The organism is Stenotrophomonas sp. K-6, from assembly GCF_056861555.1.
This window is the reverse complement of sequence record NZ_JBSPUC010000001.1, coordinates 353,028-366,354: the sequence shown is the minus strand read 5'-3', so window position 1 is coordinate 366,354 and position 13,327 is coordinate 353,028. Positions and strand designations below refer to the sequence as shown.

Annotated in this window: 10 protein-coding genes; 8 read left to right on the top strand and 2 right to left on the bottom strand. The window is 68.6% G+C overall.

Going from position 1 to position 13,327, the window contains the following annotated elements:
* Positions 1 to 177: 177 nt before the first annotated feature.
* The 5 genes from AC13F7_RS01585 (at position 178) to AC13F7_RS01565 (ending at position 7,992) form a co-directional block, all read left to right on the top strand.
* Complete coding sequence (locus tag AC13F7_RS01585; RefSeq protein WP_482999035.1) at positions 178 to 1,962, top strand: endonuclease; 1,785 nt, start codon at positions 178 to 180, stop codon at positions 1,960 to 1,962.
* A 72-nt stretch (positions 1,963 to 2,034) separates the two neighbouring features.
* The gene (gene cutA / locus AC13F7_RS01580; protein ID WP_482999034.1) at positions 2,035 to 2,373 is read left to right on the top strand and encodes a divalent-cation tolerance protein CutA; all 339 of its coding nucleotides are present in this window, start codon (positions 2,035 to 2,037) and stop codon (positions 2,371 to 2,373) included.
* Positions 2,373 to 4,739, top strand: coding sequence for a protein-disulfide reductase DsbD family protein (locus tag AC13F7_RS01575; RefSeq protein WP_481467224.1), 2,367 nt, complete (start codon positions 2,373 to 2,375; stop codon positions 4,737 to 4,739). The genes cutA and AC13F7_RS01575 overlap by 1 nt, the downstream gene beginning before the upstream one ends.
* Entirely contained in the window at positions 4,736 to 5,296 is a 561-nt protein-coding gene (locus tag AC13F7_RS01570; RefSeq protein ID WP_482999033.1) for a TlpA family protein disulfide reductase, read from the top strand. The genes AC13F7_RS01575 and AC13F7_RS01570 overlap by 4 nt, the downstream gene beginning before the upstream one ends.
* Before the next feature lie 179 nt (positions 5,297 to 5,475).
* Entirely contained in the window at positions 5,476 to 7,992 is a 2,517-nt protein-coding gene (locus AC13F7_RS01565) for a PepSY domain-containing protein (RefSeq protein WP_482999032.1), read from the top strand.
* Positions 7,993 to 8,006: 14 nt separating this feature from the next.
* Here AC13F7_RS01565 and AC13F7_RS01560 read toward each other — a convergent pair whose 3' ends face one another.
* Positions 8,007 to 10,631 carry an excinuclease ABC subunit UvrA gene (locus AC13F7_RS01560; protein ID WP_482999031.1) on the bottom strand — a complete coding sequence of 875 codons (2,625 nt, stop codon included), beginning with the start codon at positions 10,629 to 10,631 and terminating at the stop codon, positions 8,007 to 8,009.
* 198 nt (positions 10,632 to 10,829) lie between these two features.
* Here AC13F7_RS01560 and AC13F7_RS01555 point away from each other — a divergent pair, with 198 nt between their 5' ends.
* Complete coding sequence (locus tag AC13F7_RS01555; RefSeq protein WP_481467216.1) at positions 10,830 to 10,970, top strand: hypothetical protein; 141 nt, start codon at positions 10,830 to 10,832, stop codon at positions 10,968 to 10,970.
* Positions 10,971 to 10,995: 25 nt separating this feature from the next.
* The gene (locus AC13F7_RS01550; RefSeq protein ID WP_184997192.1) at positions 10,996 to 11,169 is read left to right on the top strand and encodes a hypothetical protein; all 174 of its coding nucleotides are present in this window, start codon (positions 10,996 to 10,998) and stop codon (positions 11,167 to 11,169) included.
* Between the two features lie 213 nt (positions 11,170 to 11,382).
* Here AC13F7_RS01550 and AC13F7_RS01545 read toward each other — a convergent pair whose 3' ends face one another.
* Entirely contained in the window at positions 11,383 to 12,513 is a 1,131-nt protein-coding gene (locus AC13F7_RS01545) for an MFS transporter (protein WP_482999030.1), read from the bottom strand.
* Between the two features lie 178 nt (positions 12,514 to 12,691).
* Here AC13F7_RS01545 and AC13F7_RS01540 point away from each other — a divergent pair, with 178 nt between their 5' ends.
* The gene (locus AC13F7_RS01540; RefSeq protein WP_482999029.1) at positions 12,692 to 13,285 is read left to right on the top strand and encodes a TetR/AcrR family transcriptional regulator; all 594 of its coding nucleotides are present in this window, start codon (positions 12,692 to 12,694) and stop codon (positions 13,283 to 13,285) included.
* Positions 13,286 to 13,327 lie beyond the last annotated feature (42 nt).

Genomic DNA, 13,327 nt, shown 5'->3' with positions numbered 1-13,327 from the left:
ATGGTGCTGGCCCCTCCCCTTTCAAGGGCCAGCGGACGGTTTTTTTCGCCGATCCGGGTCCGCGCGTGAATGTTTGACGCAGTTCTCAATGCGAAAGGTTGAATCCGACAGACCAATCGATGTGTCATCTGGATTGCGTAGATTCGATCGGCATTGACCAATCACAAGGAGTCGTAGATGAGGTTGCTGACGCCGCTGTCCCTGGCCTGTCTGCTAGTGCTGGCCACCAGCCCGGCCCGGGCCGATGTATTCATCAATGAACTGCATTACGACGACAGCACCCCGGCCGGGGACGTCGGCGAGGCGATCGAAGTGGTCGCCACCGCCGGTGAAGACCTGTCCGGCTACCGGCTCTATCTCTACAACGGCAGCAACCCCTCAGCCGCCGCGGTGTACGCCAACAATGCGGTCCCGGCCGGCACCGCCAGCTGCGGCAGCGCCCGACTGGCCACGGTCAGCTACCCGACCAACGGGATCCAGAACGGTCCCAATGACGGCATCGCCCTGGTCGATGCAAGCGGCAAGGTGGTCCAGTTCCTCAGCTACGAGGGCACCATCACCGCTGCCGGCGGCCCCGCCGCGGGCCTGACCAGCCAGAACATCCCGGTCAGCGAGTCCAACAGCACCGCCCCGGGCACCTCCCTGCAGCTGACCGGCACCGGCAGCCAATACGCCCATTTCACCTGGGCCGAATCGGCCACGCAGACCTTCGGCGCCTGCAACCACGGCCAGACCTTCAGCGGCGGCGGCCCGACCGGCCCGAATACGGCGCCCTCGGTCACTGCCACCACGCCCGAGCAGGGCGCCAGCACCTTCCCGGCTGCCGCCGACCTGAGCGTCACCTTCAGTGAGCCGGTCACCCTGTCCACCGGCGCCTTCGCGCTGAGCTGCGGCCAGTCCGGCACGGTCGCGCTGAGCCACCCGACCACCGGCACCCGCTTCACGCTGGCCACCAACACCGCGCTGGTGGCGGGGGAAGCCTGCCGCTTCGACATCCGCGCCACCCGCGTGAAGGATGCCCAGGGCGCCCGCCCGGCCGCCGATACGCGCATTGCCTTCACCGTGGCCACCGCCACCACGCCCGATCCGGGCAACCCTGGCACTCCGGGCGAGTACTACGGCAGGGTCAACACCTCCACCCCCAGCCAGTTGCGCTGCTCGCTGCACGAGACCATCAAGGGGCACACCGCCTACCCCTACAGCGGCTCGGGCACCAGCACCTGGACCATCCTGGAAATCGCCGACGAAGATCCCAACGACAGCGGCAAGATCCTCGATGCCTACCGCAACCGCAGCTACACCAAGGTCAGCGGGCGCGCAGGCACCGGCAGCGGGCTGACCTACAACCGCGAGCACACCTGGCCCAACTCGCTGGGCTTTGCCAGCACCACCGGCGACAAGGGCCTGCCGTATGCGCCCTATACCGACACCCACATGCTGTATCTGACCGATGCGCAGTGGAATGCGGACCGCGGCAACAAGCCGTTTGCCAAATGCGACAGCAACTGCGGTGAACGCGCGACCGAGGCCAACAATGGCTTCGGGGGTGGCAGCGGGGGCTACCCGGGCACCTCCAACTGGGTGCGCACGCCGGACGGCAATGGCGGCTCGTTCGAAGTGTGGGGCCACCGCAAGGGCGATATGGCGCGTGCGGTGATGTACATGGCGATCCGTTATGAAGGCGGTAAAGATGCCAAAACCGGCCAGTCCGAGCCGGATCTGGAGCTGACCGACGACCGCAGCAAGATCGTCAAAACGTCGGCCTCACCGGCCTACATGGGCCTGCTCTCGACCCTGATCGACTGGCACCTGTCCGACCCGCCGGACGCGGCAGAACGCGCTCGCAACGAGGTGATCTTCAGTTTCCAGGGCAACCGCAATCCCTTCATCGACCACCCCGAATGGGCCACCCCGGCCCTGTTCACCTCGGCCAAGCCGGCCACCTGCCAGCTGGCCAACTGAGCCCGGCCGACCGGCGCCCCCTCGCGGCGCCGGTCGGACCATTGGCCTCTGGCGGTCCTATACTCGGCGGTCATGTCGATTGCCGATCCCGTCTTCCTGCTGTTCACCACCTGCCCCGACGTGGCCTGCGCCACGCGGCTGGCACACGCGCTGGTGGACGAACGCCTGGCGGCCTGCGTCACGCGCCTGGACGGGGCCCACTCGACCTACCGCTGGCAGGGCGAGGTCACCGAGGACCATGAGGTCCAACTGTTGATCAAGACCACCGGCAGCCGCCTGGACGCGGCGATCGCGCGCGTGCAGACCCTGCACCCGTATGAACTCCCCGAGTGCATCGCGGTCGAAACCCGCGCCGGCCTGCCGGCGTACCTGGATTGGATTCGGGCGCAGACCCGTGAGGAAAGTGATTGATGACGCTGTTTCGTCGTGTTGCCGCGCTGTGCGCGTTGCTCGTGGTCTGCCTGCCGGCCTGGGCGGTCAGCGAAAAGGATCTGCTCCCGGTCGATGAGGCCTTCGGGCTCACCGCGCAGGCGCGCGACCGTGACCGCGTGGAGATCAGCTGGAAGATCGCCCCGGGCTATTACCTGTATCGCCACCGCACCACGGTCAAGGCTGATGCCGGCTTCGATGCCGAGGCGCTGCAGCTGCCGGCCGGCAAGAAGCACCACGATGATTTCTTCGGCGAGGTGGAGACCTATCGCGAGCGCCTGACCGGCGTGCTGCCGGGCAAGGCCGCCGATGGCGCCGACACCGTCACGCTGGAAGTGCGCTATCAGGGCTGCGCCGATGCGGGCGTGTGCTACCCGCCGCAGAAGCGCACGCTGCAGGTGAAGCTGCCGACCGGTGGAAGTGGCACTGCCAGCGCGACACCTGCCGGCACCAGTAGCGCCGCCTCCCCGTTCAACACCCCACTTGCCGGCAGCACCGGCACTGGCCTGCGCCTGCCCGGCACTGACAACAGCCAGGCGCTGCCGCTGCCGTCCGAGCGCGCGTTCGGCTTCGATGCCATCGTCGGCGATGGCAACACCGTGCTGCTGCGGTTCACCCCGGCACCGGGCTACTACCTGTATCGCGACCGCACCTCGCTGGCGCTGGAGGGTGCCCCGGGCATCCGCGCGGACAAGCCCAGGTGGCCGGCCGCGAAATCGCACCGCGATGAGCACTTCGGCGACGTGGCGGTGTATTTCGACCAGATCGACGTCCCGCTGCCGCTGCGCCGCAGCCGTGTCGATGCCACCGATGCCACCCTGGTGATCACCTTCCAGGGCTGCCAGACCGATGGCATCTGCTACCCGCCGATGACGCGGCGGGTGAAGCTGGCGCTGCCGGCCGGCACGATCAATGCGAAGGCCGATGAGGTCGCACAGAAGACCGAGGTCATCGCGCCGCTGCCCAATCGCGACAAGCGCGCACTGGCCCGGGGCGACGGTGGCACCGGCAGCCAGCCGATGCTGATCCGCCCGAACGAGCCGGCCCTGGCCGTGCCGGGCGACACGGCCGCCACCCCGGATGCCAGCGCCGACAACGCACAGCGCACCCCGCCGCCGGCCTCACCGGCCGCCGCACCGGGCAACCTGCTGGTGCTGCTGTTGTTCGCCGTGGCCGGTGGCCTGATTCTCAACCTGATGCCGTGCGTACTGCCGATCCTGTCGCTGAAGGTATTGGGCGTGGCGCAGAGCGGTGAGAGCCGCCAGCGCGCGCGCAGCCATGCGCTGTGGTACACCGCCGGCGTGCTGGTCGCCTTCGCTGCGATCGGTGCGCTGGTGATCGCGCTGCGTGCAGCCGGCCAGGCCGCGGGCTGGGGCTTCCAGCTGCAGCACCCGTGGTTCATCGCCGCGCTGGTGTATCTGATGTTCGCCGTCGGCCTGAGCCTGTCGGGCGTGTTCACCCTGGGCGGCAGCATGGGCGGGGTCGGCCAGTCGCTGGCCTCGCGCAGCGGCCCGGTCGGCGATTTCTTCACCGGCGTGCTCGCCTGTGTGGTGGCCAGCCCGTGCGTGGCCCCGTTCATGGGCCCGGCACTGGCCTATGCCTTCGCTGCGCCCGGCCTGCAGGCGATGCTGGTGTTCCTGGCACTCGGCCTGGGCCTGGCCCTGCCGTTCCTGCTGATCGGCTTCGTGCCGTCGCTGGCCCGTCGCCTGCCTCGCCCCGGCGCGTGGATGGAAACCCTCAAGCTGGTGTTGGCCTTCCCGATGTACGGCACCGCGATCTGGCTGCTGTGGGTGCTGGGCAAGCAGCGCGGCGTGGATGCGATGGCGCTGGTGCTGGGCGGCCTGGTGATCCTGTCGCTGGCGCTGTGGTGGTTCGAGCGCAGCCGCTGGCGCAGCCAGCGCGTCGGCGGCCTGCTGGCCCTGCTGCTGGTGCTGGCCGCGCTGTATCCGATCTGGGGCGTGACCCGCCTGGATCCGCCGGCCAAGGCCGCACAGCCGGCCAGCGACAACGTGGTGGAGTACTCACCGCAGATGCTGGACCGTCTGCGCCAGGACAACCGCGTGGTGTTCGTCAACATGACCGCCGACTGGTGCGTGACCTGCAAGGCCAACGAGCGCGCGGTGCTGGGCACCGATGCCTTCCGCGACACCCTGCGCCGGACCAACGCGGTCTACATGCGCGGCGACTACACCAATGTCGACCCGCAGATCACCGCCTTCCTGGATGAGCACAAGGCCGTCGGCGTGCCCCTGTATGTGGTCTACGGCCCGGGCGCACCGCCGACGGTGCTGCCGACCGTGCTGACCCAGGCGCTGGTGGAAGAAGCGCTGCTGCGGACCGCACGATGAGCCTGCGGCCACCACGGCGGACGGTCGTGGTGGTCGTGATCGCGGCCGTGCTGGGCATCGGCACGGGGCTGTGGTTCGCCGGGCATGACACCCGCCCGGCGATCGCCCCACCACCGCAGCGCGCGGCAGTAGCCGCAGCCCAACCCGGCGATCCGATGCCGGCGATCACCCTGCCCGACATCCACGGACACCCCGTGGATCTGGCTGGCTTCCGTGGCCGCCCGCTGTTGATCAACGTCTGGGCGAGCTGGTGCGGCCCCTGTGTAGAAGAGATGCCCGCGCTGACCGCGTTTGCCGACGCCCAGGGTGCCAGCGGTGTGCAGGTGCTCGGGCTTGCGCTGGATACGCCTGAAGGCGTCCGCGATTTCCTGGCCCGCATACCCGTGACCTACCCGATCGTGCTCGACACGCCCGGCCCTGCCGATGCCAGCGTGCGCCTGGGCAATGCACAGGGCCTGCTCCCCTATTCGGTGCTGGTCGATGCCGAAGGGCGCATCGTGAAACAGAAGCTCGGGCCGTTCTCTGCAGGCGAGATTGAAGCGTGGGCGCGCCACTGAGGCCGTCTGCCGTCGTCGACAGCGTGGCCGCTGATCGTGATGCCGCGCAACCTCGCCGAAGGTCTTGACCGCCGTTGCGGCACCCCCAACAATGACGAGATTCATTCTCATCTGCTGCCGGGCAGTGTCACGCTGCCCGCGTGGCTGGCCGCGCTGCCTTCTGCCGCCGGAACCGCCCCATGTTGAAGACCGTTCTTTTCCAGCTGCACTGGCTGCTGGGCATCACCGCCGGCACGGTGCTGGCGGTGATGGGGCTGAGCGGCGCCACGCTGTCCTTTGAAGATGAGCTGATGCGCGCGGCCAATCCGGCGCTTGCGCAGGTGGTGGAACGCCATGCAGCCGGTGATCAGCCGCTGGCGCTCACCGAGCTGCTACCGCGATTGCAGCAGGACATGCCGCACGCGCTGCAGCGGCTGCGCGTGGATGCCACCGGGCAGCGCCTGTCGGTCGCGCGTTTCGAAGGCGGCCAGGCCAACTGGCGCTACTTCGATCCGTACACCGGCACCGTACTCACCGGGTTGCGGGGGCTGGCGTTCTTCGCCTTCGTCGAAGACCTGCACCGCCACCTGGTCAGCGGCGAACGTGGCCGCCTGATCACCGGCAGCTGCGCGATCGCCCTGGTGTTTTTCTGTCTGTCCGGGCTGTATCTGCGCTGGCCACGACGCTGGTGGCACTGGCGCACCTGGCTGGCGGTGGAATGGTCCCGCACGGGGCGCAGTTTCCTGTGGAGCCTGCACTCGGTGGTCGGCACCTGGGTACTGCTGGTGTACCTGCTGATCGCACTGACCGGGCTGTGGTGGTCGTTCGACTGGTACCGCAAGGCCGCGACCACGTTGCTCGGGGGCTCGAGCGCCGAGCAGAGCCAACCGCGCACCCGCGGCGGCGCACTGGATCTGCACAAGGTGCAGGCCACCCTGTACGCGCTGGACGGCGTGCGCCACGGTTACATCGATCTGCGCTTCCCGGCCAAGCCCGGCCGCGCGCTCACCAGCCGCGTGCAGGGCGGCGAGGCCGCGCACGACCGCGCGCAGGACATCGTGCAACTGGATCCGGCGACTGGCGCACTGCTCTCGCTGGAGCCCTACGCCGCCAAAAACCCCGGCGGCAAAATCATCGTCAGCATGTTCGCGCTGCATTCGGGCAGCTTCTTCGGCCTGCCGGGGCGGATCATCGTGATGCTGTCCAGCCTGGGCATGCTGGTGTTCTTCATCACCGGTTGGATGTTGTACCTGGATCGCCGCCGCAGGAAACGCGAGGTGCGCGCCTCACGCCTGCCCTTGGGCACGGCCCTCGGCACCGGGCAGCCTTGGCTGGTCGCGTTCGCCAGCCAGAGTGGCTTTGCCGAGCAGCTGGCCTGGCGCGCTGCCTCGCAACTGCAGGCGGCCGGTCTGCCGGTGCAGGTGCGCCCGCTTGCGCAGGTGGATGCGGCGCTGCTGGCACACACCGACAAGGCTTTGTTCGTCATCAGCACCTTCGGCGATGGCGAAGCGCCCGATGCCGCGCGTGCGTTCGAGCGACGGGTGCTGGCGCATTCGGCGCCGCTGCAGGGGCTGGCCTACGCCGTGCTGGGACTGGGCGACCGCGAGTACGCACGCTTCTGCGGCTTCTCGCGGCAGGTGGACACCTGGCTGGCCACGCAGGGCGCCCAGCGCCTGTTTGCCAGCATCGAGGTGGACCGCACCGATGCCGTCGCGCTGGGGCAGTGGCAGCAGCAGTTGGCCGCGGTGACCGGGGTGGAGGACCACACGCCGCTGCCCGCGCCGATTGAACTGCAGCCGTGGGCGTTGCAGACGCGCACCCAGCTCAACGCCGGCAGTGCTGCCGGTGCGATCTGGCAGGTGGCACTGCGGCCACCGGCACACGCCAGTTGGCAGGCCGGCGACATCCTGGAGATCGCCCCCCGCCATGCGCGTGCACACGTGCTGGCGGTGCTGACCCGCAACGGTCTGGATCCGCAGGCACCGGTGACGGTGGACGGACGCATCACGACGCTGGTCGAGGCCGCCGCCGCGCGCGTGCTGCCGGAGACAACGGAGGCGCCCGATGCGACTGCAGCGCCCGACGCCGCACGCTGGCTGGCGCGTCTGCCAGCGCTGCCGCATCGTGAGTATTCCATTGCCTCGGTCCCGGGCGACGATGTCGTGCAGCTCGTGGTCCGTCTGACCGACCTGCCCGACGGCCGCCATGGACTGGGCTCGGGCTGGCTGTGCGTGCATGCGGCTGAGGCGGACAGCCTCCTCGCGCGGGTGCGCCCGAACAGCGGTTTCCATCGCCATCCCGAACATGCCCCGATGCTGTTGATCGGCAACGGCACCGGGATCGCCGGTTTGCGCAGCCTGCTGCGTGAGGCAGACGCGCGTGGCGACCGTGGGCATTGGCTGGTGTTCGGCGAACGCACCCGCGCGCACGACTTCCTGTATCGCGGGGAGATCGAGGCGTGGCAGGCGCAGGGCCATCTGGGCCGGGTGGACCTGGCGTTCTCGCGCGATCCGGACGGCGGCGGCTATGTGCAGGACCGCCTGCGTGCCGCGCCGGAGGCACTGCGGGCGTGGGTGGATCTGGGCGGCAGCATCTACGTGTGCGGCTCGCTGCACGGCATGGCCGAGGGCGTCGATAAGGTGCTGCGCGAGGTGCTGGGCGACGACGCGGTCGATGCTCTGCTCAACGACGGACGCTATCGCCGCGACGTGTATTGAGGGGCCTGCGCCGCTCAGGGAAACCAGCGGCGCAGATAGCGCGCGGTGGCGCCCTGCCTGGCGCGACTGACCTGGGCCGGCGTGCCTTCGGCCACGATCCGGCCGCCCTCGTCGCCCGCGCCCGGCCCCACATCGATCACCCAGTCCGCATCGGCCACCACGCGCAGGTCGTGCTCGACCACCACCACTGTGTTGCCGGCGTCGACCAGGCCGTGCAGCTGCGTCATCAGCTTGTCCACATCCGCCGGATGCAGCCCCGTGGTCGGTTCATCCAGCACGTACAGGCTGTTGCCGTGCTGGCTGCGCTGCAGCTCGGTGGCGAGCTTGATCCGCTGCGCCTCACCGCCCGAAAGCTCCGTCGCCGGCTGCCCCAGACGCAGATAGCCCAGCCCGATATCCCGCAGCAACTGCAGCGGGCGCTGTATGGGCGGCTCCTCGGCGAAGAAGGCCAAGGCTTCTTCCACGGTCATCGCCAGCACCTGCGCGATGTTGCGGCCGTTCCACTGCACCTCCAGCGTCTTGGCGTTGTAGCGCTGACCATGGCAGGTCGGGCACGGCGCATAGACGCTGGGCATGAACAACAGCTCCACGTGGACGAAGCCCTCGCCCTCGCAGGTTTCGCAGCGGCCTGCCGCGACGTTGAAGGAGAAGCGGCCGACGGTGTAGCGGCGCGCCTTGGCCGCGCGCGTGCCGGCGAACAGCCGGCGCACATGATCGAACAGCCCCGTATACGTGGCCAGGTTGGAGCGCGGCGTGCGCCCGATCGGCTTCTGGTCGACGTTGACCAGGCGCTTGATCGCCTTGGCACCGGTCAAACGGCCACGGGTGCGTTCGATGCGGCTGGGCTGCGGCAGTTCGCTGTCGAGCTCCTCGATCACCGGCTCCTGCCCGAGATGCTCGCCCACCAGCTCGACCAGGGCCTGGCTGACCAGACTCGACTTGCCCGAGCCGGAGACACCGGTCACCGCCGTGAACGCCCCAAGCGGAAAACGTGTATCCACGCCATGCAGGTTGTTGCGGTGAACGCCCTGCAGGCCCAGCCAGCCGGACGGCGCGCGGGGCGTACGTCGGGTATCGGCGCTGTTCGAGAACAGATACGGCGCGGTGACCGAGGCCTGGATCGTGCGCAGGCCCTCGGGCGGGCCGCTGTAGAGCACCTGGCCGCCGTGCTGACCGGCACCCGGGCCGACGTCCACCAGCCAGTCCGCGCGGCGCAGCATCTCCAGATCGTGCTCCACGACGAACAAGGTGTTGCCACCGGCCTTGAGCTGCGCCAGCGCGTCATACAGGGCCTCGCCGTCAGCTGGATGCAGGCCGGCAGTGGGCTCGTCCAGCACGTACACGACACCGAACAGGCTGGAGCGGATCTGCGTGGCCAGTCGCAAGCGCTGTAGTTCACCCGGCGACAATGTCGGGGTCGCGCGGTCCATCGACAGATAGCCCAGCCCCAGCGACTGCAACGTGCCGATCCGCTCGACCAGATCGTGCGCGATGCGCTGGGCCGCGATGCGCTTCTCCTCGGACAGATCCGGCGTCCTACGTACGTCGCTGCCGCCCGCATGCGCGTTGCCACCGGCAGCTACCCGATTGGCCGTAGCCTGCTTGCCAGCGCTGCGGCTGCGCGTGGCGGTTGCTGCCGCCACCTCGAAATGCCCCTCCGCCGCCGGTCGCAGCGCCTGGGCCATGGCACTGAGCGGCAGCTGCGAGAGTGTGCCGATATCCATGCCCGCGAACGTGACCGAGAGCGCTTCGCGCTTCAATCGGCGGCCATCGCAGACCGGACATTCGGTGCCAATCATGTAACGTGCCACGCGCTTTTTCATCATCGCGCTCTGCGTGGTGGCAAAGGTATGCAGCACGTAGCGGCGTGCGCCGCTGAAGGTGCCCATGTAGCTCGGCTCCTCCTTGCGACGCACGGCGGCGCGGGTTTCAGCCGGGGTGAAGCCGGCATACACCGGCACCACCGGTTGTTCCTCGGTGAACAGGATCCAGTCGCGCTGCTTCTTGGGCAGATCGCGCCAAGGAACATCCACGTCGTAGCCGAGCGTGACGAGGATGTCGCGCAGGTTCTGCCCGTGCCACGCCGGCGGCCATGCAGCGATGGCGCGCTCGCGGATGCTCAGTGACGGATCGGGCACCATCGATTGCTCGGTCACTTCATACACGTAGCCCAGGCCGTGGCAGTTCGGGCAGGCGCCCTGCGGCGTGTTCGGCGAGAAGTCCTCGGCGTACAGCATGGGTTGCCTGGCCGGATAGGTACCGGCGCGCGAGTAGAGCATCCGCAGCAGACTCGACAGCGTGGTCACGCTGCCGACGCTGGAGCGCACGCTGGCCGTGCCGCGCTGCTGCTGCAGGGCCACGGCCGGCGGCAGCCCCTCGATCGCATCCACGTCCGGCACGCCCACCTGGTCGATCAGGCGACGTGCGTACGGCGACAGCGATTCCAGGTAGCGCCGCTGCGCCTCGGCGTAGAGCGTGCCGAACGCCAGCGAGGACTTGCCCGAGCCGGATATGCCGGAGAACACCACGAGCGCATCGCGCGGGATGTCGACATCCACGTTCTTGAGGTTGTGTTCGCGTGCGCCGCGGACGCGGACGAAGGCGGTACTGGGCGGCGTACCGCGCGATGGCTTCTTCATGGGTGCAGGATAGCGAACCGCACCGGCTCACCGCCGGTGACGGCGCGTGAAGGGCGCGTTGATCCAGCACCGGCCACGCCGGTCTGAACGTGCGAGAGTGAGGAAGGGAACAGCACCTTCACAGCGATTGCGCTGAACTACCGCTGGGAGTGCGGTGGATTGCCGCCAACACGCCATGCCGTACGGAGAGAAACCGCCATGACCGCCTTGAAAATCTTCCTGCTCGCCGGTGCACTGCTCTACGGCCTGCCGGGGCTGGTGTGGTGGGTGAATCATCGGCGGGCCAAACGCGCCCGGCTGGCCCAGCGGGTGATCGGCGTGGATGCCCCCACGCCATGAGCGACGCTGCCGGGAGGACTGCCGAATGCCATTGACCGACGAACAGCGCCGTATCCTCGATGACATCAATGCCACGCGGCCGGTCAGTGACGAGGACGCCAACTGGGCGGTGAAGGCCGGCTATGCAGCCCAGGCCGAAGATGGCGACATCGACCTGACCCAGGCCGGTCGCCAGCTTGTGGATTCCAGCACGCTCTAGACGTGCCAGGATCGATCAGACCGGTGCGAAACCGCGGGTGGTCTTCTTTTCGTTCTTCTCGGCCTTCTTTTCCTTCGCCGTCTTGGCAGGCTTCTTTTTCGTTTCTTTCTGCTTGTTCAGGCCCTTGGCCATGGCAGCGTTCCTGGTTGGATGTTCCGCAGCATGGCACATCCGGGGCGTGTCAACGCATCGGCGCGGCATGCCCGCCCCGGCTCAGATCACTCGGGCGGGTCGTTGCAGCCCGCGCCCCACAACGCACACCAGCACCGCGGTCGCCGCGAAGCCACCGGCCAGGCAGAGGTTGGCACTGAGCCCCTGCCGGTCGAGCGCCTGACCGCCCAGCCATGCGCCCGATGCGATCCCGATGTTGAAGACGCCGACGTAGAGCGCGGAAGCCACCTCCACCGCGCGGGGCGCAGCCTTCATCATCCACGTCATCAACCCGACCGAGACGCCGCCGTAGGCCAGCCCCCACGCGATCAGCGCGATGGCACCGCCGGCACGTGCGTCGCCGATGGACAGGAACAGCAGCGGCGCCAGCACCAGGCCCGCTGCGATGAGCAACACCGTCGGTGCCGTGTATCTCGCCGCCACGATGCCCGCGAGGAAATTCCCGCCCATCCCGGCAGCGCCGTAGCCGAACAACAACGGCCCCACCCAGCGCGCGTCGAATCCGGAGACTGTCATGAGCAGTGGCCGCACGAAGGTGAAGGCAATGAAGTGCCCGGCGACCAGCAGCAGGGTCAGCAGCAACCCGAGCTGCAGCCCCGGGTTGCCCAGCTGCTCACCGAACTGGCGCACGGTGGTGGTATGGGTCGACGGCAGCCCGGGCACGACGGCCAGATGCAGTGCGAGTACCACCGCGCTGAGCAGGGCCATGCTGGCGAATGCCCAGCGCCATCCCAACAGCTCACCGATCAACGCGCCGAGGGGAACGCCCAACACCGAGGCCGCCGCCACGCCGCCGAAGATGAGCGAGGTGGCCAGCCCAACGGATCGCGTCGGCACGAGCCGCATGGCCAGCCCGCCGGCAATCGCCCAGATGCCGCCCATGCACAACCCGACCAGCACGCGCGCCGCCAGCATCCAGCCCAGCGTGGGTGCGAAGGCCGCGCCCAGATTGGCGATCACCAGCAGCCCCAGCAGCCCGCACAGCAGCGTGCGTCGGTCCAGCCGGCCGGAGGCGATGACCACGAGCGGGGCGAACAACGCCGCCAGCAACGCCGGCAGCGAGACCATCAGGCATGCCGTGCCGGTGCTCGTCTGCAGGGCGTCGGCGATCGGGGTCAGCAGGCCGACCGGGAGCATCTCGGTGGTCACGACCGAGAACGTGGCCAGGCTCACGGCGGTGACCGCCCACCAGGGGTGGCGTGCATCGGGCTGTCGCCCGGAAAAGGGGGGGTTGGTCACGGTTCTGTGCACTGCCTTCTGCGCCACTTACATACACATCGTATGTTTAAAATCCTATATACATACGCACCGGATGTAAACAATCATCCGTCTCGTATGTAAGGAGTTGATGATGGTTCGCCGCACCCGCGCCGACATGGAGCAGACCCGTGCCACGCTGCTGGCCACCGCCCGCGCGGTGTTCAGCGCGCGTGGCTACGCCGAGACCTCCATGGACGATCTCACCGCGCAGGCCGGGCTCACCCGTGGCGCGCTGTATCACCACTTCGGCGACAAGCAGGGCCTGCTCGCGGCCGTCGTCGATCAGATCGACGCCGAGATGGATGACCGCCTCAAGGCCATCTCCGACGCCGCCGAGGATCCGTGGGCGGGCTTTCGTCTGCGCTGCATCGGGTATCTGGAGATGGCGCTGGAGCCGACCATCCAGCGCATCGTCCTGCGCGACGCGCGCGCGGTACTGGGCGGTGCCTCGCCGGAATCGCAGCGCCACTGCATCGATTCCATGCAGCGCCTGCTCGCCTGCCTGATCGATCAGGGCGTGGTCGCCGAGGCCAACCCGCAGGCCCTCGCCTCGCTGGTGTACGGCAGCTTGGCCGAGGCGGCGTTCTGGATCGCCGATGGCGACGATGGCGATGCGCGGCTGGCACAGAGCGTGACCGCGCTGGACCTGCTGCTGCGTGGGCTGCGGGTCATCTCACCGCACTGACCGCTCATCCTGTCTGGCCGCCACTGGATCGGTCGCCTGACC

Bases quoted from the DNA above. Each gene is read 5' to 3' on its own strand.
- AC13F7_RS01550 (WP_184997192.1), top strand. From the start codon at position 10,996: ATGCCATTGACCGACGAACAGCGCCGTATCCTCGATGACATCAATGCC.
- AC13F7_RS01555 (WP_481467216.1), top strand. From the start codon at position 10,830: ATGACCGCCTTGAAAATCTTCCTGCTCGCCGGTGCACTGCTCTACGGC.
- cutA (WP_482999034.1), top strand. From the start codon at position 2,035: ATGTCGATTGCCGATCCCGTCTTCCTGCTGTTCACCACCTGCCCCGAC.
- AC13F7_RS01570 (WP_482999033.1), top strand. From the start codon at position 4,736: ATGAGCCTGCGGCCACCACGGCGGACGGTCGTGGTGGTCGTGATCGCG.
- AC13F7_RS01575 (WP_481467224.1), top strand. From the start codon at position 2,373: ATGACGCTGTTTCGTCGTGTTGCCGCGCTGTGCGCGTTGCTCGTGGTC.
- AC13F7_RS01560 (WP_482999031.1), bottom strand. From the start codon at position 10,631: ATGAAGAAGCCATCGCGCGGTACGCCGCCCAGTACCGCCTTCGTCCGC.
- AC13F7_RS01585 (WP_482999035.1), top strand. From the start codon at position 178: ATGAGGTTGCTGACGCCGCTGTCCCTGGCCTGTCTGCTAGTGCTGGCC.
- AC13F7_RS01540 (WP_482999029.1), top strand. From the start codon at position 12,692: ATGGTTCGCCGCACCCGCGCCGACATGGAGCAGACCCGTGCCACGCTG.
- AC13F7_RS01565 (WP_482999032.1), top strand. From the start codon at position 5,476: ATGTTGAAGACCGTTCTTTTCCAGCTGCACTGGCTGCTGGGCATCACC.